Annotated in this window: 18 protein-coding genes and 1 pseudogene; 1 reads left to right on the top strand and 18 read right to left on the bottom strand. The window is 46.8% G+C overall.

The annotated features are described in order from the left end of the window. Positions 1–5 precede the first annotated feature (5 nt). From Pas1_RS02405 to Pas1_RS02395, 3 genes are all read right to left on the bottom strand, one after another. Positions 6–941 carry an electron transfer flavoprotein subunit alpha/FixB family protein gene (locus tag Pas1_RS02405; RefSeq protein ID WP_112294403.1) on the bottom strand — a complete coding sequence of 312 codons (936 nt, stop codon included), beginning with the start codon at positions 939–941 and terminating at the stop codon, positions 6–8. Then, positions 942–1,691, bottom strand: a complete 750-nt coding sequence (locus Pas1_RS02400) for an electron transfer flavoprotein subunit beta/FixA family protein (RefSeq protein WP_112294402.1) — start codon at positions 1,689–1,691, stop codon at positions 942–944. Between the two features lie 85 nt (positions 1,692–1,776). Beyond that, positions 1,777–2,697 carry a histone deacetylase family protein gene (locus Pas1_RS02395; protein ID WP_112204764.1) on the bottom strand — a complete coding sequence of 307 codons (921 nt, stop codon included), beginning with the start codon at positions 2,695–2,697 and terminating at the stop codon, positions 1,777–1,779. A gap of 83 nt (positions 2,698–2,780) precedes the next feature. Between Pas1_RS02395 and Pas1_RS02390 the strand changes: the two genes are divergently transcribed. Continuing rightward, entirely contained in the window at positions 2,781–4,043 is a 1,263-nt protein-coding gene (locus tag Pas1_RS02390) for a lytic murein transglycosylase (protein ID WP_112294401.1), read from the top strand. On the opposite strand, the gene cysM is transcribed toward Pas1_RS02390, so the two are convergent. The 15 genes and pseudogenes from cysM to serC all read right to left on the bottom strand — a co-directional run bounded on the left by cysM (position 4,040) and on the right by serC (position 19,367). Further along, positions 4,040–4,951, bottom strand: coding sequence for a cysteine synthase CysM (gene cysM, locus Pas1_RS02385; RefSeq protein WP_112209548.1), 912 nt, complete (start codon positions 4,949–4,951; stop codon positions 4,040–4,042). The genes Pas1_RS02390 and cysM overlap by 4 nt on opposite strands. A 41-nt stretch (positions 4,952–4,992) precedes the next feature. After that, positions 4,993–5,421: a ComEA family DNA-binding protein gene (locus tag Pas1_RS02380; protein WP_112204769.1), complete on the bottom strand. Its 429-nt coding sequence runs from the start codon at positions 5,419–5,421 to the stop codon at positions 4,993–4,995. 126 nt (positions 5,422–5,547) lie between these two features. Continuing rightward, complete coding sequence (locus tag Pas1_RS02375) at positions 5,548–6,294, bottom strand: alpha/beta hydrolase (RefSeq protein WP_112204771.1); 747 nt, start codon at positions 6,292–6,294, stop codon at positions 5,548–5,550. Between the two features lie 8 nt (positions 6,295–6,302). Further along, positions 6,303–7,322, bottom strand: a complete 1,020-nt coding sequence (rfaD, locus tag Pas1_RS02370; protein ID WP_112294400.1) for an ADP-glyceromanno-heptose 6-epimerase — start codon at positions 7,320–7,322, stop codon at positions 6,303–6,305. Beyond that, positions 7,319–8,248: a D-glycero-beta-D-manno-heptose-7-phosphate kinase gene (gene rfaE1, locus Pas1_RS02365; RefSeq protein WP_112294399.1), complete on the bottom strand. Its 930-nt coding sequence runs from the start codon at positions 8,246–8,248 to the stop codon at positions 7,319–7,321. Before rfaE1 ends, rfaD begins: the two co-directional genes overlap by 4 nt. Before the next feature lie 35 nt (positions 8,249–8,283). Beyond that, positions 8,284–9,648, bottom strand: a complete 1,365-nt coding sequence (locus tag Pas1_RS02360; RefSeq protein WP_112204777.1) for a UDP-glucose dehydrogenase family protein — start codon at positions 9,646–9,648, stop codon at positions 8,284–8,286. Positions 9,649–9,730: 82 nt separating this feature from the next. After that, complete coding sequence (gene lapB, locus Pas1_RS02355) at positions 9,731–10,942, bottom strand: lipopolysaccharide assembly protein LapB (protein WP_112294398.1); 1,212 nt, start codon at positions 10,940–10,942, stop codon at positions 9,731–9,733. Between the two features lie 66 nt (positions 10,943–11,008). Continuing rightward, positions 11,009–11,347: pseudogene (locus Pas1_RS02350) on the bottom strand (integration host factor subunit beta); the annotation flags it as partial. Positions 11,348–11,399: 52 nt separating this feature from the next. Then, on the bottom strand, positions 11,400–13,073 hold the full coding sequence (gene rpsA, locus Pas1_RS02345) for a 30S ribosomal protein S1 (protein ID WP_112204783.1): 1,674 nt from the start codon (positions 13,071–13,073) through the stop codon (positions 11,400–11,402). 126 nt (positions 13,074–13,199) lie between these two features. Beyond that, positions 13,200–13,862 (bottom strand): (d)CMP kinase, encoded by a 663-nt coding sequence (gene cmk, locus Pas1_RS02340; protein WP_192874759.1) that lies wholly within the window; start codon positions 13,860–13,862, stop codon positions 13,200–13,202. Between the two features lie 6 nt (positions 13,863–13,868). Continuing rightward, positions 13,869–15,197, bottom strand: a complete 1,329-nt coding sequence (aroA, locus tag Pas1_RS02335) for a 3-phosphoshikimate 1-carboxyvinyltransferase (protein WP_112294396.1) — start codon at positions 15,195–15,197, stop codon at positions 13,869–13,871. Then, entirely contained in the window at positions 15,197–16,066 is an 870-nt protein-coding gene (locus tag Pas1_RS02330) for a prephenate dehydrogenase (RefSeq protein ID WP_112204789.1), read from the bottom strand. The genes aroA and Pas1_RS02330 overlap by 1 nt, the downstream gene beginning before the upstream one ends. Before the next feature lie 3 nt (positions 16,067–16,069). Then, entirely contained in the window at positions 16,070–17,188 is a 1,119-nt protein-coding gene (gene hisC, locus Pas1_RS02325; protein WP_112295152.1) for a histidinol-phosphate transaminase, read from the bottom strand. After that, positions 17,188–18,270 (bottom strand): prephenate dehydratase, encoded by a 1,083-nt coding sequence (gene pheA, locus Pas1_RS02320; RefSeq protein WP_112237437.1) that lies wholly within the window; start codon positions 18,268–18,270, stop codon positions 17,188–17,190. The genes hisC and pheA overlap by 1 nt, the downstream gene beginning before the upstream one ends. Further along, complete coding sequence (gene serC, locus Pas1_RS02315; protein ID WP_112294395.1) at positions 18,270–19,367, bottom strand: 3-phosphoserine/phosphohydroxythreonine transaminase; 1,098 nt, start codon at positions 19,365–19,367, stop codon at positions 18,270–18,272. Before serC ends, pheA begins: the two co-directional genes overlap by 1 nt. Between the last annotated feature and the right edge of the window lie 8 nt (positions 19,368–19,375).

The following is a 19,375-nucleotide window of genomic DNA, read 5'->3' as shown; positions in this document are numbered from 1 at the left end:
CAATATTAAGAGATCGCCTTAGTAAGCTCAGGCACAGCAGTAAAAAGATCAGCAACTAAGCCATAGTCAGCAACACTAAATATTGGCGCATCAGGATCTTTGTTAATTGCCACGATGACCTTGGAGCCTTTCATTCCTGCTAGATGCTGAATCGCCCCAGAAATTCCGATGGCGATATAAAGATCAGGAGCCACGATCTTCCCAGTTTGGCCTACTTGATAATCATTGGGCACATAACCCGCATCGACAGCTGCACGTGACGCACCTAAAGCAGCACCCAATGCATCAGCTAAGGGCACGACTAATTCTTGATAGGCCTCACCAGAACCTAGTCCGCGCCCTCCCGACACAATGATCTTTGCTCCCGCTAATTCTGGGCGATCCGACTGATTCAGATCGCGACTCATAAAGATCGATTGCCCAGCATCAGGCACAGCGACCAACTTTTCAATGCTGGCAGAGCCGCCGCCAGCTTGGGCAGGTTCAAAGCTAGTAGTCCGAACTGTAATGGCCTTAATGGGATCAATGGATTGAATCGTTGCGATTGCATTACCAGCATAGATCGGACGCTCGAAAGTATCGCTGCTGACTACCTTCGTAATATCTGATAACTGAGCTACATCTAATTTGGCTGCAACACGTGGCATCAGATTTTTACCGCTCGCATTCGCTGGCACAAGGATATGGGTATATTGACTTGCAACAGCCAGCACCTGGGCAGTTAAAGGTTCAGCTAACCGATTGGCTAGATGAGGGGCATCTGCTTGAATAACTCTACGCACTCCAATAATTTTGGATGCTTCTAGTGCAACTGTATCTGAGCCATGACCCATAATGAGGATATCAACCTCGGCATTACATTGCAGCGCTGCAGTAACGGTATGCAAAGTTGCAGCGTTTAAAGATAGATTATTGTGTTCAGCTATAACAAGTGAGGCCATTTAAATTACCTTCGCTTCATTCTTGAGCTTCTCAACTAGCTCTTCAACATTAGCCACCATGATTCCGGCAACGCGCTTAGGCGGCTCATCCACTCTGAGGGTCTTGAGCCGAGGGGAAATATCTACATCCAACTCTTCTGGCCTCACAATATCTAAAGGCTTCTTCTTGGCCTTCATGATGTTAGGCAGCGTGACGTAACGAGGTTCGTTCAAGCGTAAGTCTGCAGTAATCACTGCAGGTAGTGAGAGGTTGATAGTCTCAAGGCCGCCATCCACTTCACGCGTCACAATCGCTTTTCCATTCTCAATCGTGACCTTTGATGCAAATGTTCCTTGTGGAATATCCATCAAGCTAGCTAACATCTGGCCAGTTTGATTGCTATCGTCATCAATCGCTTGCTTGCCTAACAAGATCAGTTGGACTTGCTCTTTTTCACAAATCGCTTTGAGTAATTTCGCAACTGCTAGAGGCTGTAACTCAACATCGGTCTCTACGAGGATTGCCTTATCGGCTCCAATCGCTAAAGCAGTGCGAAGGGTTTCTTGGCACTGTATAGATCCAGCTGAAACTACTACGATCTCACTGACGATACCAGCTTCTTTTAATCGAACGGCCTCTTCAATTGCAATTTCGTCAAAAGGATTCATACTCATTTTGACGTTAGCAATGTCGATTCCAGAATTATCGGATTTGACGCGGACTTTTACATTGTAATCAACGACGCGCTTTACTGCCACCAAGATCTTCATGCTGCTTTCACAATCTATCTAAAACGATGTAAATAAGGTTAAGACCCTTATTTTATCTTTATCAATTGGCGATTGTGGATATTGACTAAAGATCGGCCAATGCCTTGACATGAGCGACTACGCTACGCCCCAGCGCAGAAAGGTTATAACCCCCCTCCAGACAACTGACGATTCGCCCGCCCGCATACTGATTTGCAAGCTCTTTCAGTTTTTTAGTAATCCATACATAGTCTTCCTCGACTAGACCCATCTGTCCCAAATCATCTTCGCGATGCGCATCAAAACCCGCAGAAATAATGATGAGCTCAGGCTCAAAAGCCCGCAGACGAGGTAACCACTCCTCCTCTACGATTGAGCGGACCACATCTCCTCTAGTGGATGCTGGCAGCGGAATATTGACCATATTCTTCGCATGATCTAAACCACTATATGGATAAAAAGGATGCTGGAAGAAGCTACACATCAAGACATGGGGATCATTTATGAAGGCAGCTTCAGTTCCGTTACCATGATGGACATCAAAATCAATTAATGCAACGCGTTCAATGCCGTACTCCTCAATAGCGTAACGCGCTGCAATGGCTACGTTGTCGAATACACAAAATCCCATGGAGCGAGTGGGTTCTGCATGATGGCCTGGCGGTCTCACTGCACAGAAAACATTCTCTACCTCACCTTTCATGACGGCATCAACGCCTGCAATCGCAGCGCCAGCGGCTCTCAAGGATGCCTGCCAAGTATGGGGGTTCATGATCGTATCCCCATCGAGCATGCGATAACCACTTGCCGGAGCTTGTTCTTTAACAAAAGCAATGTGATCTTGAGTATGAACAAGCTCAAGTTGGTCCTCTGAAGCCAGAGGTGCATCAAGATGTGTTAGAAATTGATCTACTCCACTTCGAATCAGTTGATCATTAATAGCCTGAATTCGTTCCGGGCACTCAGGATGATGACTTCCCATTTCATGTTTCAGAAAATCTGGATGCGTAATATATCCTGTAGTCATTAAGAGTATTCCTTCATAGCCAAATGATCTTTTTTGTAATCTAATGCATTGTGCTCACAAACCTAGAAATTCCCCATTCAAGAATGAAGTTATCTCTACCGTTATTTCCCAAGCTCTTCCTGCTTACTTTAACCATTCTTTTGGGAGCTTGCTCTACGCCAGCTCCTGAGGTAAGCGATTCTGTAGATGCTGGGAACTCAGATTCGATTTCCCAGGCAGCTTTAAGTCAAAATCTTCAGCTTTTAATTAGCCAAGTAAGCCAATCCCAAGATATCCCCTTAGCCTTTATAGAGTCCGGTTTTTCCGATACTAAGACCATCCCATCTATACGCAAATTGGTATTACCCCCATCCGGAACTTTTAAGAAAAATTGGGCGGTCTATCGACAGCGTTTTGTCGAACCCATCAGGCTGAAGGCCGGAAAAGTCTTCTGGGATCAAAATGAAGCCTATTTAAGCCAAATTGAGCAGGACTCTGGGGTGCCAGCTGAGGTCATTGTGGCCATCATTGGTATCGAAACCATATATGGTCGCCAAACCGGCAATTTCAGGGTGAAGGATGTTTTATCGACTCTCGCCTTTAATTACCCCGATACACCCAATAAAACTGTCCGCGAGCAGTTATTTAAGGATGAAGTCAAATCCCTCATTCTGCTTTGCTGGACCCAAGCTGGCGGAAAGTTGCCTGCCAATCAGTCCACTCTGGGAGTAAGCCCTGCTCTATTCAATAATTGCGTCAATCAAAATAGCTCTTATGCAGGTGCAATTGGTCTACCCCAATTTATGCCCAGCAGTATTCGAGCTTACGCAGTCGATGGCGATAGTGACGGGCAAATTGACTTAAGACAAAGCCCCAGAGATGCGATTGCGAGTGTGGCCAACTTTCTAAAGAAACAAGGGTGGCATCCGGGTATGCCAATCTATTTTGCAATCCCAGAGAGTGCCTTTGCACAAGCCAGCCTTCTTGCTGATGGTGAGCCTCAACTGAAATACTCTGTGCAAACATTCATTAATCAAGGTATTTTGACGCCTGAGCAAGGTGACCTGCAAGCAGGTGGTGTATCACCACAAAGTAAAGCCCTCATTGTTGATTTACCTTATATAGATAAAGATGGCACAGATAAGGTTCGGTATGTAGTTGGTCTCAATAACTTCTTAACGATTGTGCAATATAACCGTAGTTATTTTTATGCCCAGAGTGTTGCTGAATTTGCAGAAGCCTTGGGCTATAAGAACCAAAGTGTCATTGCTGCTAATTTACCTGCATTGCCATCAGCCAAGCAAAGTGCTAACTCTAAAAAGAAGAAAGTACCTCACAAGAAAGCGACTAAAGCCTCAGCCAATTAGGCCGGGAATACACCCGTGGAGAGATAACGATCACCCCGATCGCAAACGATAAATACAATCGTGGCATTCTCAACCTGTCTCGCTACGCGCAGCGCCACTACCAGAGCACCTCCCGCAGAAATGCCGCAAAAGATACCTTCCTCTGCCGCTAAGCGTCTTGCCATTTCTTCCGCATCGGCTTGACTAACATACTCGATGCGATCAACACGATCTCCTTGATAGATTTTAGGGAGATATTCAGGAGCCCATTTACGAATACCTGGAATTTGTGAGCCCTCTTCAGGCTGGACGCCAATAATGAGAACATTCGGATTCTTGGACTTTAGGTAAGTAGAGACACCAGTAATAGTCCCCGTAGTCCCCATCGAAGAGATGAAATGGGTTATTTGACCATCAGTATCACGCCAAATTTCTGGGCCAGTGGTTTCGATATGCGCACGAGGATTGTCAGGATTGGCAAACTGGTCGAGCAATTTACCGCGCCCCTCTCTTTGCAATTGCAGTGCGTAGTCACGCGCAAACTCCATACCACCTGAAGCTGCGGTCAGAATGAGTTCTGCACCATAAGCGGCCATACTCTGGCGACGTTCGATACTTTGATTTTCTGGCATCACCAAAACCATCTTGTAACCCAACATGGCAGCAGCCATTGCCAGGGCAATACCGGTATTGCCACTGGTAGCTTCTACAAGGGTATCGCCTGGTTTGATTTCGCCACGCTCTTGTGCGCGCAGAATCATCGACAGCGCGGGTCGATCTTTGACCGACCCGGCTGGATTGTTACCCTCTAACTTACCCAATATCACATTATTACGAGCCGTATTATCAGCACCCGGAATACGTTGCAATTTAACTAAAGGCGTATTGCCAATAGTCTGTGAAATGGTCAAGTAGTTAGGAGTCGCCATAAGGACATTTTAGCCACAAGACCGCTCAGACATGGAAAGGTTTAATTTCGGCGATTTGTGCTTGGGCGATCCTGATGATTGCGAGTATTGCCCTGATTGCGGGAAGAACGACGGCTCGATGCGGATCCCTCTTTTTTCGTCCGACCATGAGGCTCCCGAAAAGAACTTGGGCTTTCAATCGTTAAGCCGTTGTCTACCATTTTTTCAACAGACTTCATCCCAATGCCCCGAACCCGCTTTTGTAAATCATTAGCATCTTGAAAATGGCCGCCATCTTCACGTTCAGCAATGATGGTTCTTGCTTTGGCTGGGCCAATGCCTTTAATGGTTTCTAACTCAGTCTGCGAAGCCGTATTCACATTAACCGGTGATGCCTGTGCATGACTAACTCCTGATATTGCTAACCAAGCTGATAGCAATACAGCAGCGACAGGAACAACAAAATTATTCAATGCAAAATGTTTAATCATCTTTTCTCCAGAAGTAAATAAAAAATCCACGCCAAAAGGACGTGGATCATTTACAACGGGACGAGTGATCTTAAGTTGACTCCATCATAGACCACTACAAATCAATCCGTAATGACTGATAGCTGCTTAATTACCGAGAATAAATTTTGCCGCTCTTCTGATGAGCTCTGGCTCAGTTTGATTGAAACCATGATAGGCAAAGGATTGGCACTCATCACCCTGAGAAGTTCCACCTTCAATCATTTCTAATTGAGCAATAAACTTAGGCGGCCTTCCCTTAATAATTCTAGCGGAAGCATCTGGTGGGGTACCTCCACAAGAGTCCTGAACATGATGCAGAGCAAGAATTGGTAAAGACACATCGTCGCTAACCGAGGCAGTTCTCACGGTACCAGCAATAATGATTCCGGATATTAAATGGGAATTTTTATCCAAGCTATTGGCAAAGTTTGTTGCAGTTGAGGTGCCCATACTATGCCCAAAAATCCAGATTGGCAGGTGGTATTTATCTTTGTAATAAGCAGCAACTTCAGCAACTCTTTCCAAATGATCAGAGCGACCCCGAAGATCTCCTCTTCGGTAGTCACCTAAATCATATGGGGTATCAACTAGAACAGCATCAATATGGTATTGACTCCATTGATCCACCGAACGAATAAAGGTATGTCGATTTTTAGTGGAGCCATCATCCTGCAATCTCATCATTCCACCGCCACCAGGAAAGAGTAAAACGAGTGCTTTAGGATTTGGCGCAGTAAACAATAGGGTTCTAGTTGCCGCGTCTTGTTGGTGCGGAATATCAATCACCTGAGCAAATACTGGAGATCCAATATAGGCCAGGATCAATGTAAGAAAAAACTTTCTTACTAACATGCAATTCTTTACAGCGGATTAGCTAAGAAATCCGCATTAGCGGCCAGCCAGTCGATATAACGACTGACCCCCTGCTCAACATTGAGAAAGGGTTCGGCGTAACCGGCGGCTCTGAGTTTGGTGAGGTCTGCCTGTGTAAAGCACTGATACTTACCTTTGAGTGCTTCTGGGAAGGGAATGTACTCAATAGCCTTCATCTTGACAAGTTGTTCTAATGATTCTGAATTAGCACCATCCAGCTTTCTGAGTGAATTCACTACGGCATGGGCTACGTCATTAAAGGGTTGGGCACGGCCGCTTCCCAAATTAAAGATGCCGCTGATTTCTGGATGATCAAAGAAGAAGAGGTTGACCTTCACTACATCCTCTACCGAGACAAAGTCACGGCTTTGCTGTCCTTGTGCATAGCCACCATATTCACCAAAGAGCTTTACCACTCCGTCTTTCTTGTATTGGTGGTACTGATGGAAGGCTACTGATGCCATACGACCTTTGTGGGATTCACGTGGGCCATACACATTGAAATATCTAAAACCAACTACTTGGGCGGTATTGGCTTTTTCAGAAAAGCGCTTACGCATCACTTGGTCGAATAAGAATTTGGAATAGCCGTAGATATTTAAAGGCTTCTCGTGCTCACGGCTTTCAACAAACACATCTGATCCGCCGTAGGTGGCTGCAGAAGAGGCATAGAGTAATTGCACTTTTTGCTCAGTGCAGATATCGAGCAGATCCATGGTGTAGCGATAATTATTCGCCATCATGAAGATGCCGTCTGTTTCCATCGTATTGGAGCAAGCGCCTTCATGAAAAACGGCCTTCACTTTACCAAAGCGACCGCTTCTAAAAGCTTCTAGAAACTCATCTTTATCAAGGTAATCAATGATATCGAGATCGGCTAAATTGCGATATTTATCAGCAGGACACAAGTCGTCGACTGCAATAATATTTTTCTCGCCACGAGCATTGAGGCCCTGAACAATATTGGCACCAATAAAGCCGGCGGCTCCAGTTACGATAATAGTCACTGTAATTCCTCGGAAGTAACGGTTGCAGTACCCAACTTGCCAACCACAATGCCACCAGCACGATTAGCTAATGCCATCGCCTTCTCAAGCGGCCATTTTGCAGCCAATGCAACTGCTAGGGTAGCAATCACAGTATCACCAGCGCCTGAGACATCAAAAACTTCACGTGCTTGGGCTTTGACATGGCTCACACCTGCATCGGTAAATAAACTCATACCCTCTTCTGAACGAGTCAAGAGAAGCGCCTGTAGATTAAGCGAGCGGCGCAGGTCTTGGGCTTTTTTAGTGAGGTCCTCTTCACTACTCCAGCGACCAACCACCTGGCGCAGCTCGCTGCGGTTTGGTGTTAGGACAGTGGCGCCACGATATTTTTCATAGTCCTCCCCCTTGGGGTCAACGAGAATCATTTTGTTTTGAGCGCGAGCCTGCTCAATCATCAGCGTGACTTGATCCAGGGCACCCTTGCCATAGTCAGACAGAATCACGACATCAGCATCAGCAAGAGACTTTTCAAAACGCTCGAGCTTTCTGGCGAGCGCCTTATCGCTAGGGGGCTCTTCAAAATCTAAACGAATGAGCTGTTGTTGTCGTGCAATCACCCGCAGCTTCACAATGGTTGGGACTTTGCTATCGACTTCCAGCTGACTATCTACTCCGCTGGCTGTGAGAAGTTGAGTAACGCGCTGACCAGGCTCATCATCGCCAATCACACCCAAAATCGTGGCATGGCCGCCTAAGGCTGCAACGTTACGCGCTACGTTAGCAGCACCACCCAAACGTTCATCAACCTTGCCTACTTGTACTACCGGCACAGGAGCTTCTGGAGAGATCCGATGGGTATCGCCAAACCAGTAGCGATCGAGCATCACGTCACCAACAACCAGTAAGCGGGTTTTGGCAAATTGTTCTAGGTTAGCTTTTTCCACGGGCAAATGAGTCTTTAAATGCAATTTAAGTAATTTTAATTATGACGACCAATACCTTGGTACTCAATGCCTAATTCTTGCATAGCTTGAGGCTCATAGAGGTTTCGGCCATCAAAAATGACTGGATGCTTGAGTTTTTGCTTAACAACATCAAAGTCAGGGCTACGGAAGGCCTTCCACTCAGTCACGATCACAAGAGCATCACAACCCTCTAAGGCTGTTGTGGGGTCATCAACCATCGCAACTTTTTTCAGGCCCTCGGGATTACCTTTAAAGTCTAATTCAAGCGCGTGCTTCGCTTCGGGCATTGCTACCGGATCAAATGCCACAACCTCGGCACCACGCCTAACCAACTCGCCAATAATGACGCGGCTTGGGGCTTCGCGCATATCGTCTGTATTGGGCTTAAATGCTAAGCCCCATAAAGCAAACTTTTTGCCTTGTAAGTTTTTACCAAAGCGTTTTTCAATCTTTTCAACCAAGATCGTTTTTTGAGCTTCATTGACTGCTTCAACAGCTACCAAGATTTTGAGATCTTTACCATGCTCAATGGCTGTTTTGCTCAGTGCTGAGACGTCCTTTGGAAAGCATGAGCCTCCATAACCAGTTCCCGAATACAAGAAGCCATAACCAATACGAGAATCTGAACCAATACCTTGACGAACGGCTTCGATATCAGCACCAACCAGATCAGCTAAGTTAGCCAATTCATTCATGAAAGAGATGCGGGTGGCCAACATGGCATTAGCGGCGTACTTCGTCAATTCAGCACTCTTCACATCCATGTAATAAGTACGCTCGTGGTGACGATTAAAGGGAGCATAGAGTTTACGCATCTGCTCTTTAGCGCGCAAACCTGCTGCATCGCTAGAGGTACCGATCACAATGCGATCAGGGCGCATAAAGTCCTCTACAGCAGCGCCCTCTTTTAAGAATTCTGGATTAGACACAACTGAACACAGCTCAGGGCTAAGATTGCGCTTTGATAGTTCTTCAATGATAGCGGCGCTAACCTTATCAGCAGTGCCTACAGGAACTGTTGATTTATCAACAATCACCTTTGGCGTGCTCATATGCTTGCCAATATTACGAGCCGCTGCAACGACGTATTGCAAGTCTGCTGAACCATCTTCATCAGGAGGGGTACCTACGGCAATGAATTGGATCTCACCGTGGTCTACTGATGCTTTGATGTCGGTCGAAAACTGAATGCGTCCTGCAGCTCGATTACGCTCAATCATTTCTTTGAGACCAGGCTCGTAAATAGGCACACCACCAGAATTGAGAATATCAATTTTCTTGGGATCGAGATCTAAGCAAAAAACATTGTTGCCCTGTTCTGCCAAGCATGCACCAGTTACCAAACCGACGTAACCACTACCAATAATCGTAACTTTCAAAACGCCTCCGACTGATTTAATAATGTAATCGTCATTAAACTGTAATTTAATGACGAATTAGTTAATTCTCTTTATCTACCAATCACATTGATGGTCCGCTAGGAGCCACCCCTTCGCTTCTTCTAGGAGAATACGCTTCCCAATGATTGCACCCAGGGCACTGCCAGTAAAAACGACGGGCTCTAAAGCCACAATTACCGCAGGTATAGCGGGCTAGGCTAGTCGTACGCTGCTTTAATAAGCCCAAAATAGCCTTGATCTCTGCAACCTTATCGTCAGAGCCATTGCTTTGTGCTAGAGCTAAACGGGTTTCGGCAAGCTTGGATAAGGCACTCAAACTGGGTGAGCTCTGCATCACCTCAACTAGCATGGTCTGTGCAACATGAGAGCCCCTTAATTGGGTGATGTGCTTGTGAACAATATCCAGCAATTCACCTGATGCTTGGGTTTTTAACAAGTCCACCAAGCGATCCAAGCCCTCTTCAGCTTTATTCAAATTGGTATGGGCAAGCATCCAACGGTCGGCCAGCAAATGCATGTAAGCAGGATGTAGCTTAGTAAGCACGCTCCAAGTCTCAATCGCTTGCACAGGACGATCCATCGCCATCAAATAATCGCCTTGCAAAATGAGGGCACGTGCATGATTGGGCACCGCTTGAAGTGCGCGAGTGATCGATTGTTCTGCCCCGACTAAATCCTGGCGGCGCAATGCCTCTTGACCTAACTCGCAATGAAACTGAGCGATTTCTATTTGATGGGGCTTGCTTTGAAGTGATTCCAACTCCTGTGCAGCAATGATCGCTTTTTGCCAATCTCGCTCGATCTGATACATCTCGAGCAAGCTCTCTTTTGCTGGAGCAGCATATTTGCCTTCTCCAACGCGGTTCAATGAGGCTTCAGCACGATCCAATAAACCAGCACGCAGAAAGTCTCTACCGAGCTCATAAGCAGCATGATCCCGATCACGCGGCTTTAAATCATCTCGATTGGCTAAGTGTTGATGTACCCGAATCGCACGTTCAGTTTCACCGCGGCGGCGAAATAGATTTCCTAAGGAAAAATGAAGTTCAATAGTTTCTGGATCAAGCTGTGCAATTTTCACCAGAGTTTCAATTGCTTGATCAGGTTGCTCGTTCAATAATAGGCTTAGGCCTTTAAAGGTAGAGCGCTGTTGACGTAAACGTTCACGCTCATCCATCCGGTTCTCAAGTCCAAGATCCCAGCGTGCCGCCATCCAACCCAAACCAAATAAAATTGGAATAAGAAATAACCAAGCGGTAGCGATCTGAATCATAGCGCTAGGCTCTTTAATAAAAAAATGGTCCGAATGGACCACTGGTGGTTTGCCGAATGATTAGGCACCAGAACCCTCTTTGGGCCCTGACTGCTTCAGTGGCTTGTAATCAACCCGTTCGCGTAACTCTTTACCAGGCTTAAAGTGTGGCACCCGTTTTTCTGGAATAAGCACTTTCTCGCCAGACTTAGGGTTGCGTCCAGTTCTAGCAGGACGGCTGTGCAAAACAAAACTGCCAACACCCCGTAACTCAATCCGCTTGCCTTCGGCCAAAGCGTGGGTCATGGTGTCCAACAATGTTTTGACGGCCAGCTCTACATCCCTTGGAAGCAACTGGGGAAACTGTTCCGCCAGGCTCTCCACAAGTTCGGAGCGTGTGATTGCTTGTTGCTCTTGATCTGACATGATCTATCAATAAAAAACCGCCGTCCCCAACTCTGGAGACGGCGATATTGATTTAGCCTTGATTGTCCATTTTTGCTTTAAGCAAAGCACCCAAGTTGGTGGTGCCAGACTGCGCATCACCTTGGAGCTTGCTCATTGCATCTTGTTGATCAGAGCTATCTTTTGCCTTAATCGAAAGATTGATGACGCGGGACTTACGATCAATATTAATGATCATAGCAGTCACGCTATCACCCTCTTTCAATACATTACGTGCATCTTCAACGCGATCGGTTGAGATTTCAGAAGCACGTAAGTAAGCTTCAACTTCGTCAGCCAAATGAATGGTTGCACCTTTAGCATCAACAGCCTTCACAGTGCCAGTAACAAGACTACCCTTGTCGCTAACAGATGTGTAGTTGTTGAATGGGTCGCCAGACAATTGTTTGATACCGAGAGAGATACGCTCTTTCTCAACATCAATCGCCAATACAGTAGCTTCAACTTCGTCACCTTTTTTATATTTCTTAACAGCCTCTTCGCCAGGCTCATTCCAAGAGATATCGGAAAGATGAACCAGACCATCGATGCCGCCAGGCAAGCCAATGAATACACCAAAGTCAGTAATTGACTTGATTGCACCGCTTAACTTGTCACCCTTTTGATGGGCGCGTGAAAACTCTTCCCATGGATTGGCTTTGCACTGCTTGATACCCAAGCTAATACGACGCTTGTCTTCATCAATATCCAAAACCATAACTTCAACTTCAGTACCCAAAGCAGTTGCTTTACTTGGAGCAACGTTCTTATTGGTCCAGTCCATTTCTGAAACGTGAACGAGACCTTCAATACCGCTCTCGATTTCAACGAATGCGCCGTAGTCAGTCAAGTTGGTTACTTTGCCGAATAAACGGGTATTTGGTGGGTAACGACGAGCGATACCAACCCAAGGATCATCACCAAGTTGTTTTACACCGAGGGATACACGATTCTTCTCTTGATCGAATTTCAAAATCTTAGCGGTAACTTCTTGACCAACAGTCAACATCTCGCTTGGGTGACGCACACGACGCCATGCCAAATCGGTAATGTGCAAGAGGCCATCGATACCACCAAGGTCAACGAATGCGCCGTAGTCAGTAATGTTCTTAACGAGGCCAGTCACTACTGCACCTTCTTTAAGATTCGACATCAACTCAGCACGCTCTTTACCTTGGCTAGCTTCAACCACTGCACGACGTGACAAGACAACGTTGTTACGCTTACGGTCCAACTTGATAACCTTGAACTCCATGGTCTTGCCCTCGTAAGGGCTGGTGTCTTTAATAGGACGGGTGTCAACGAGTGAGCCAGGCAAGAATGCGCGGATACCGTTCACCATTACTGTTAAGCCGCCTTTAACTTTACCGGTAACCGTACCAGTAACAATCTCAGCTTGCTCGAGTGCTTTTTCTAGATTCATCCAAGACGCTAAGCGTTTTGCTTTATCGCGTGAGAGGATGGTGTCGCCGTAGCCGTTTTCAAGGGCATCGATCGCAACAGAAACGAAGTCGCCAGGGCTTACTTCAATTTCGCCAGCGTCGTTATGGAATTCTTCAACAGGAATAAACGCTTCAGACTTCAAACCAGCGTTAACAACAACGAAGTTATGGTCGATGCGGAGGACTTCAGCCGAAATAACTTGGCCGGTCTTCATATTCGATCGGGTTAATGATTCTTCAAATAGTTCTGCAAATGATTCAGACATGTTTATTCACTTTGTGCCGTCAGAAGGCCTGACGGGTTAGGTTGTAAAAGTCTCAAGAAACACGCTGATTAAGAAATCGCGTTGTGGAGCTTCCGAAGACGCCAAAAAACTACTGCATTCAACTACTTACGCTGATGTGGATTGGTACCAATCCAACACCGTTTGGACCGCTTGATCGATCGATAAATTCGATGTTTCAAGCACTTGCGCACCTTTTGCAAGAACTAAAGGGGAGGCACCTCGACTACTGTCTCTGGCGTCACGCTCTTCTAAATCCTGCAGCAAGTCTTCTAGTTTAGCAGAAATTCCCTTAGCTATCAATTGCTTATACCGACGCTCGGCTCTAGCTGAGGCGCTGGCCGTCAGAAAAACCTTCAAACTGGCGTCTGGAAAGATAACGCTGGCCATATCTCGCCCATCGGCTACTAGGCCGGGTTTTTGCCTAAAACTACGCTGCAGGCCCACTAAAGCCCCCCGAACTGATGGCTGAGTAGCTATATTTGAAGCTCGCAGCCCATTAGCCTCAGTCCGAATGGCTTGCGTTACCTTCTCGCCCCCGAGGAAAATTTGGCCATCTCTGAAGCTAATCTGAAGGTTTTCTGCTAACCGACCCAAGGCAGGGCCATTGTTGACATCAATGTCCTCTTTTTGACTAGCAAGCGCAACTAAACGATACAAAGCGCCACTGTCCAAATAATGAAAGCCCAGCTTCTGAGCTACCAAGGATGCGACCGTCCCTTTGCCAGAGGCGGTGGGTCCATCAATAGCGATAACTGGGGGCAAATTCATAGCGATCTAGGAAACAATCTTGGCAAATTCAGCAAAGTACGCAGGGAAGGTTTTTGCAACGCAATTGGGATCATTGATCTTGAGGGCATTGGGGCCAAAGGCAGCGAGCGAAAAACACATTGCCATCCGATGATCATCGTACGTATCAATTCCACTTGCAGGAGATTTCCAATCAGCCAATTTGGCTGGAGCTTCTACCGTAATGTAATCAGCACCCTCCTCCACAGCGGCGCCAAGCTTACGCAATTCGGTTGCGATTGCCGCAATACGATCGGTTTCCTTAACGCGCCAACTGGCAATATTATTCAGACGCGTTTGCCCTTCAGCAAATAAAGCAACGACTGCTAAAGTCATTGCTGCATCAGGAATCTCGGTGCAATCCAAAGTAATTCCCTTGAGCTTGCCGCTTGAATTGCTTACTCCAGAGACCTCAATCGATTCATCTGTTGCAGTAATGTTAGCGCCCATCTTGGCTAAGGCATCTGCAAAAGCCACATCACCCTGAATACTATTGGATCCTACACCCAAGACTTTCACGGGGCCAGCACCAATGGCGCCAAGCGCCAAAAAATATGAAGCTGATGAAGCATCCCCTTCAACGAGTAACTCGCCTGGACTGGAGTAGACCTGGTCGCTTATTTTCGGGGGGATGATAAAACTTTGTGCATCAGGACAAATGACTTTCACACCAAAACGCGACATGAGTTTGAGCGTGATATCGATATAAGGTCGAGAAATCAGCTCTCCGATTACTTCGATTCGAATCGGCTCTTTGGCTACCAGAGGTAATGCCATCAATAGCGCAGTTAAAAACTGGCTCGATACATCACCCCGTACCTTCACAATATCGGTAATCTTGATTGGGGCAGCCCCGATCTGAATCGGTGGGTAGCCCTCTTGTAACTCATAAGTAATCTTTGCACCGACTTGACGAAGACCATCGACTAAATCCTGAATGGGCCTTTCATGCATGCGCGGCACGCCCGATAGACGATAGTCTCCGCCTTGCATCGCAAGCGCAGCAGTGAGTGGGCGAATGGCGGTACCAGCATTACCCATGAATAAATCTGCATCCCTGACTGGGAAATGTCCGCCACATCCTTCGATCACGCAGACTTGATTAGGTTGGTCAGTAACGGATACACCCAGCTTACGCAAAGCATTACGCATCACTTGCGTATCGTCGGCATCTAAGAGATTCTTTAGTGTGGTTTTACCATTTGAGAGCGCCGCTAACAGTAGCACTCGATTTGAAATACTCTTAGATCCTGGTAGAACTACTGCGCCTTGGGCTCGCGCCAATGGACCGATTGTGATACTGGGAGAAGCAGTCATTAGCTTGCATCCAAGTCTTGTCGCGCTTTACTCGCTTTTGCAAATAGCCTTTCAATTCCAGCGCCATCATTGTCTGCAATCAATTTACGTAAATGCTGAACGATCGCCAAATATTGATCTAACTCTTTGAGGATTGAAGTACTGTTAGCCAAGCAGATGTCACGCCACATCTCAGGACTTGAGGCTGCAATCCGGGTAAAATCTTTAAAGCCTGCACCAATGTGACTTAATTTATCTGCAGCGTCTTCAGAATTGATCACACTTGCCATCAGAGCGTAAGAGAGTATGTGGGGCAGATGGGAGACTGCTGCATAAATAGCATCGTGTTGCACACTCGAAAGCATTTTTACTAGCGCACCCACTGCCTGCCAAAACTTCTCAATCAATGCGATATCTTGCGGAGAATTTTCTTGCAGAGGGCAAATAATGACTTGCTTACCGAAGAACAAATCGGCTTTAGCAGCAGATGCACCATGCTGAGCGCCGCCAGCAATTGGATGCGCAGGTACAAATTGGCAAGCTTTCTTACCTAAGACTTCTTTAGCAGCCAAAATAACATCACCTTTGGTACTACCAGCATCGGTAATTAAAGTCTTAGAGGCAAGATGGGGTTCGATAGCTGCAAAGGTAGCGCGCATTTGCGCAACGGGCACACATAGGACAATCAAATCAGATTGCTTGGCAGCGTCGACTAAATCCACTGCACCATCGATCGCACCAATCTTTAATGCTTGCTCCAAATTCAACTGGCTTCGGCCAACACCAAGTACTTTGGTGACTACTCCAGCCTGCTTTAGTGCCAAACCAAGCGAGGCACCAATCAGGCCCACGCCAACAATTGATACCACGCCGTAGTTTGGTTTTGTCATCACTTAGCCCAGAATCGCTCTTAGGGCGTCAATAAATGCCGCATTTTCTTCGGGCAGGCCAATAGAAATTCTGAGCCACTGTGGCAAACCATAATTTGCGACTGGACGCACAATAATGCCGCGCTTGAGCAGAGCCAAATTCACCTTCGCTCCAGCATCTGCCTCGTCACCCACTTTAACTAAAACAAAATTACCTGCGGAAGGCAAGTATGTCAATCCCATCTCTTCAAAGGCATCGGTTAATTGGAGATAGCCCACACGATTGAGGTCGTATCCTTTTTGTAAGAACGCTGTGTCTTGCAATGCTGCAATCGCTGCAGCTTGCGCCAAACTATTCACATTAAAGGGTTGACGAATACGATTGAGTAAATCGGTGAGGACAGGCTGTGCAATGCCGTAGCCAATCCTCAGCCCCGCCAAACCATAGGCCTTAGAAAAACTCCGTGAGACGATCAAGTTTGAAAAACGTTTTACCCAATCGATTGCGTTGTATTGCTGATCGGGTAAGAGGTATTCGTTGTAGGCTTCGTCTAGCACTACGATGACATTAGCAGGAACCTTCTCCAAAAAAGCTTCAATCTCTTGCGCGCTTAAATAGCTGCCAGTCGGATTATTGGGATTTGCTACAAAAACCAATTTTGCTTTTGCACCTGAAGTCTGAATGGCTTTGAGCATTGCCTCTAGATCATGGCCATAGTACGGTGTTGCAGCAACTTCTATTGCGCGCGCCCCAACTGCCTGAGTAGCTAATGGATAAACTGCAAAGGCATGCTTAGAGAAAATAATTTCATCATCGGTATCCGCAACTGCTCGCGCAGTGAGCTCAAGAATGTCATTACTACCATTGCCGAGTGTGATCCAGTTTGTTGGAATACCTAGTCGCTCCGATAAAACCTTCTTAAGCTCAAAACCGTTGGAATCGGGATAACGACCTAAGTCACTAGCTGCCTTAAGCATCGCATCATGAGCCGACTGAGGCATGCCTAGAGGATTTTCATTAGATGCCAGCTTGATAATCTTGCTCTCATCTAAACCATATTCACGCGCAACCTCGCTGATGGGTCTACCACCAACGTATGGTGCAATAGCCTGAATATGTTTTAAACCGAAAGAACTCATGATCAAATTGATGAGCGAGGATAAGAGCCAAGCTTTTTATAGAAAGCTGCGGTATCTTGGAGCTCAGTTAATGCTTTAGCAACCTTCTCTTCGTCTGCATGGCCAGCCACGTCAATAAAGAAGTGATACTCCCAAGTTCCCTTCCGCGCCGGACGAGACTCAAAACGATTCATGGAGACGCCATGCTTTGCCAAGGGAGCAAGTAAGCGATGCACAGCACCAGGTTGGTTATCAACAGATAACACCAGTGAAGTTTGATCATTACCAGTCGCTTGACATACATAGTTGCCAATCACTACAAAGCGAGTGCGATTATGGGGATCATCCTGAATTTGAGATGCCACAGCTTGTAAGCTGTAAGCAATTTGTGCAGGCTCACCGGCAATCGCCGCTAAAGTAGGATCAGCAGCAGCCATGCGAGCAGCTTCTGCATTACTGCTAACTGCTTGGCGTTTTAACTGAGGAGCATGCTCGCTCAACCACTGTTGGCATTGGGCGAGTGCTTGAGCATGGGCACAGACAGTAGTGACCCCATCCAAGCTTCCACTCTTGGTCAACAAGTGATGACGAATCGGTAGCACTACTTCACCGCTGATTTGCACAGGAGCATCAAGCAACAAGTCTAAGGTTCGAGAAATAGCGCCTTCACTAGAGTTTTCAACTGGCACAACGCCAAATTGCGCTGCGCCCTTCTCAACCGCCTTGAAGACCTCATCGATACTAACGCAAGGTAAACCTGCGATGGATTGACCAAAATAGGTTTGCGCAGCTTGCTCAGAAAAAGTTCCCACTGGTCCGAGGTATGCAATCGTTTGGCGCGCCTCTAGAGCGCGACAAGCAGACATCACTTCACGCCAGATAGCAGCAATCCCATCGGGCAGCAGTGGACCCTGATTGATCTCTTGTAGCTTAGCCACAACTTGGCGCTCGCGCTCAGGACGAAATATTGGTGAAGCAAATCCACCTTTGACATGCCCTACTTCTTGTGCGGCTTGGGCGCGCTGTGAGAGCAGATCCAAGATCTTGGCATCCAGAGCATCAATCTTGTCACGCAGGGGCGCAAGTCGCTGTTCTTCAGTACTCATTAAGCCCGCCTTTCAAAATCACGCATAAATTCAACCAAGGCTTTTACACCTTCTATAGGCATTGCATTGTAGATACTCGCCCGCATTCCACCAACTGCTTTGTGACCTCTCAATGCTACCAAACCTGCAGCATGGGATTGCGCCAGAAACTCGGCGTTCAAGGCCTCATCCTTCAAAAAGAAGGTGACGTTCATTCTGGAGCGATAGAGTTTGGCAATACGGTTCTCATACAAACTACTTTGGTCGATACATTCATAAAGCAAATCGGCTTTGGCTTGATTCTGCTTAGCAATCGCTTTAACACCACCCTGCTTTAACAACCACTTGAAGCTAAGACCAGCCATATAGATGGCAAAAGTAGGCGGAGTATTCAACATCGATTGATTGGCAGCCTCCTTGGCCCAATCCCAAACTGATGGGGTAATTGGCATGCAGTGGCCCAACAGATCTTTGCGCACGATCACAATTGTGACACCAGAAGGCCCAATATTTTTTTGCGCGCCTGCGAACAAGACGCCGTATTGGCTTACATCCATTTCTTTTGAAAGAATGTTGCTCGATACGTCCGCGACTAAAGGCACATTGCCAACATCGGGCGCATGGTCAAATTCAACGCCACCAATTGTTTCATTTGCGCAGATGTGAACATAAGCGGCATCGCTAGATAAGTTCCAAGCGGAGCGTGGCGGAACAGTGGTGAATTTTTCTGCCTCTGAAGAAGCGGCTAGATGGGCCACTCCATACTTTTGAGCTTCCTTGAAAGATTTCTCGGACCAAATACCCGTCACAATAAAATCTGCCTTGGGACCATTCTTGCCAAGACCCATGAGATTCATTGGGATTGCCGCGTTTTGACCAATACCCCCACCTTGTAAGAGCAAAATCTCATAGTCATTGGGAATGTTCATTAGAGTTCGCAGATCGTGCAATGTCTCTTCATAGACTGCCATGAACTCTTTGCTGCGGTGGCTAATTTCCATGACGCTGCTACCTAGACCATGCCAGTTCAGCATTTCATCGGCAGCCTGCCTCAGAGTCTCCTCTGGCAGAGTGGCGGGACCCGCAGCGAAATTGAAAATGCGGCGGTCAAACGTCATGTTGGTAT

Source organism: Polynucleobacter paneuropaeus (assembly GCF_003261235.1).
Lineage (GTDB): Bacteria > Pseudomonadota > Gammaproteobacteria > Burkholderiales > Burkholderiaceae > Polynucleobacter > Polynucleobacter paneuropaeus.
Note: the sequence above shows the minus strand (reverse complement) of the source record. Positions and strands in the feature narration are given on the sequence as shown.

Bases quoted from the DNA above. Each gene is read 5' to 3' on its own strand.
- rpsA (WP_112204783.1), bottom strand. From the start codon at position 13,073: ATGTCTGAATCATTTGCAGAACTATTTGAAGAATCATTAACCCGATCG.
- Pas1_RS02395 (WP_112204764.1), bottom strand. From the start codon at position 2,697: ATGACTACAGGATATATTACGCATCCAGATTTTCTGAAACATGAAATG.
- Pas1_RS02375 (WP_112204771.1), bottom strand. From the start codon at position 6,294: ATGTTAGTAAGAAAGTTTTTTCTTACATTGATCCTGGCCTATATTGGA.
- Pas1_RS02330 (WP_112204789.1), bottom strand. From the start codon at position 16,066: ATGACAAAACCAAACTACGGCGTGGTATCAATTGTTGGCGTGGGCCTG.
- lapB (WP_112294398.1), bottom strand. From the start codon at position 10,942: ATGATTCAGATCGCTACCGCTTGGTTATTTCTTATTCCAATTTTATTT.
- Pas1_RS02380 (WP_112204769.1), bottom strand. From the start codon at position 5,421: ATGATTAAACATTTTGCATTGAATAATTTTGTTGTTCCTGTCGCTGCT.
- cysM (WP_112209548.1), bottom strand. From the start codon at position 4,951: ATGGCGACTCCTAACTACTTGACCATTTCACAGACTATTGGCAATACG.
- Pas1_RS02390 (WP_112294401.1), top strand. From the start codon at position 2,781: ATGAAGTTATCTCTACCGTTATTTCCCAAGCTCTTCCTGCTTACTTTA.
- cmk (WP_192874759.1), bottom strand. From the start codon at position 13,862: ATGAATTTGCCCCCAGTTATCGCTATTGATGGACCCACCGCCTCTGGC.
- pheA (WP_112237437.1), bottom strand. From the start codon at position 18,270: ATGAGTACTGAAGAACAGCGACTTGCGCCCCTGCGTGACAAGATTGAT.
- Pas1_RS02400 (WP_112294402.1), bottom strand. From the start codon at position 1,691: ATGAAGATCTTGGTGGCAGTAAAGCGCGTCGTTGATTACAATGTAAAA.
- aroA (WP_112294396.1), bottom strand. From the start codon at position 15,197: ATGACTGCTTCTCCCAGTATCACAATCGGTCCATTGGCGCGAGCCCAA.
- Pas1_RS02405 (WP_112294403.1), bottom strand. From the start codon at position 941: ATGGCCTCACTTGTTATAGCTGAACACAATAATCTATCTTTAAACGCT.
- serC (WP_112294395.1), bottom strand. From the start codon at position 19,367: ATGACGTTTGACCGCCGCATTTTCAATTTCGCTGCGGGTCCCGCCACT.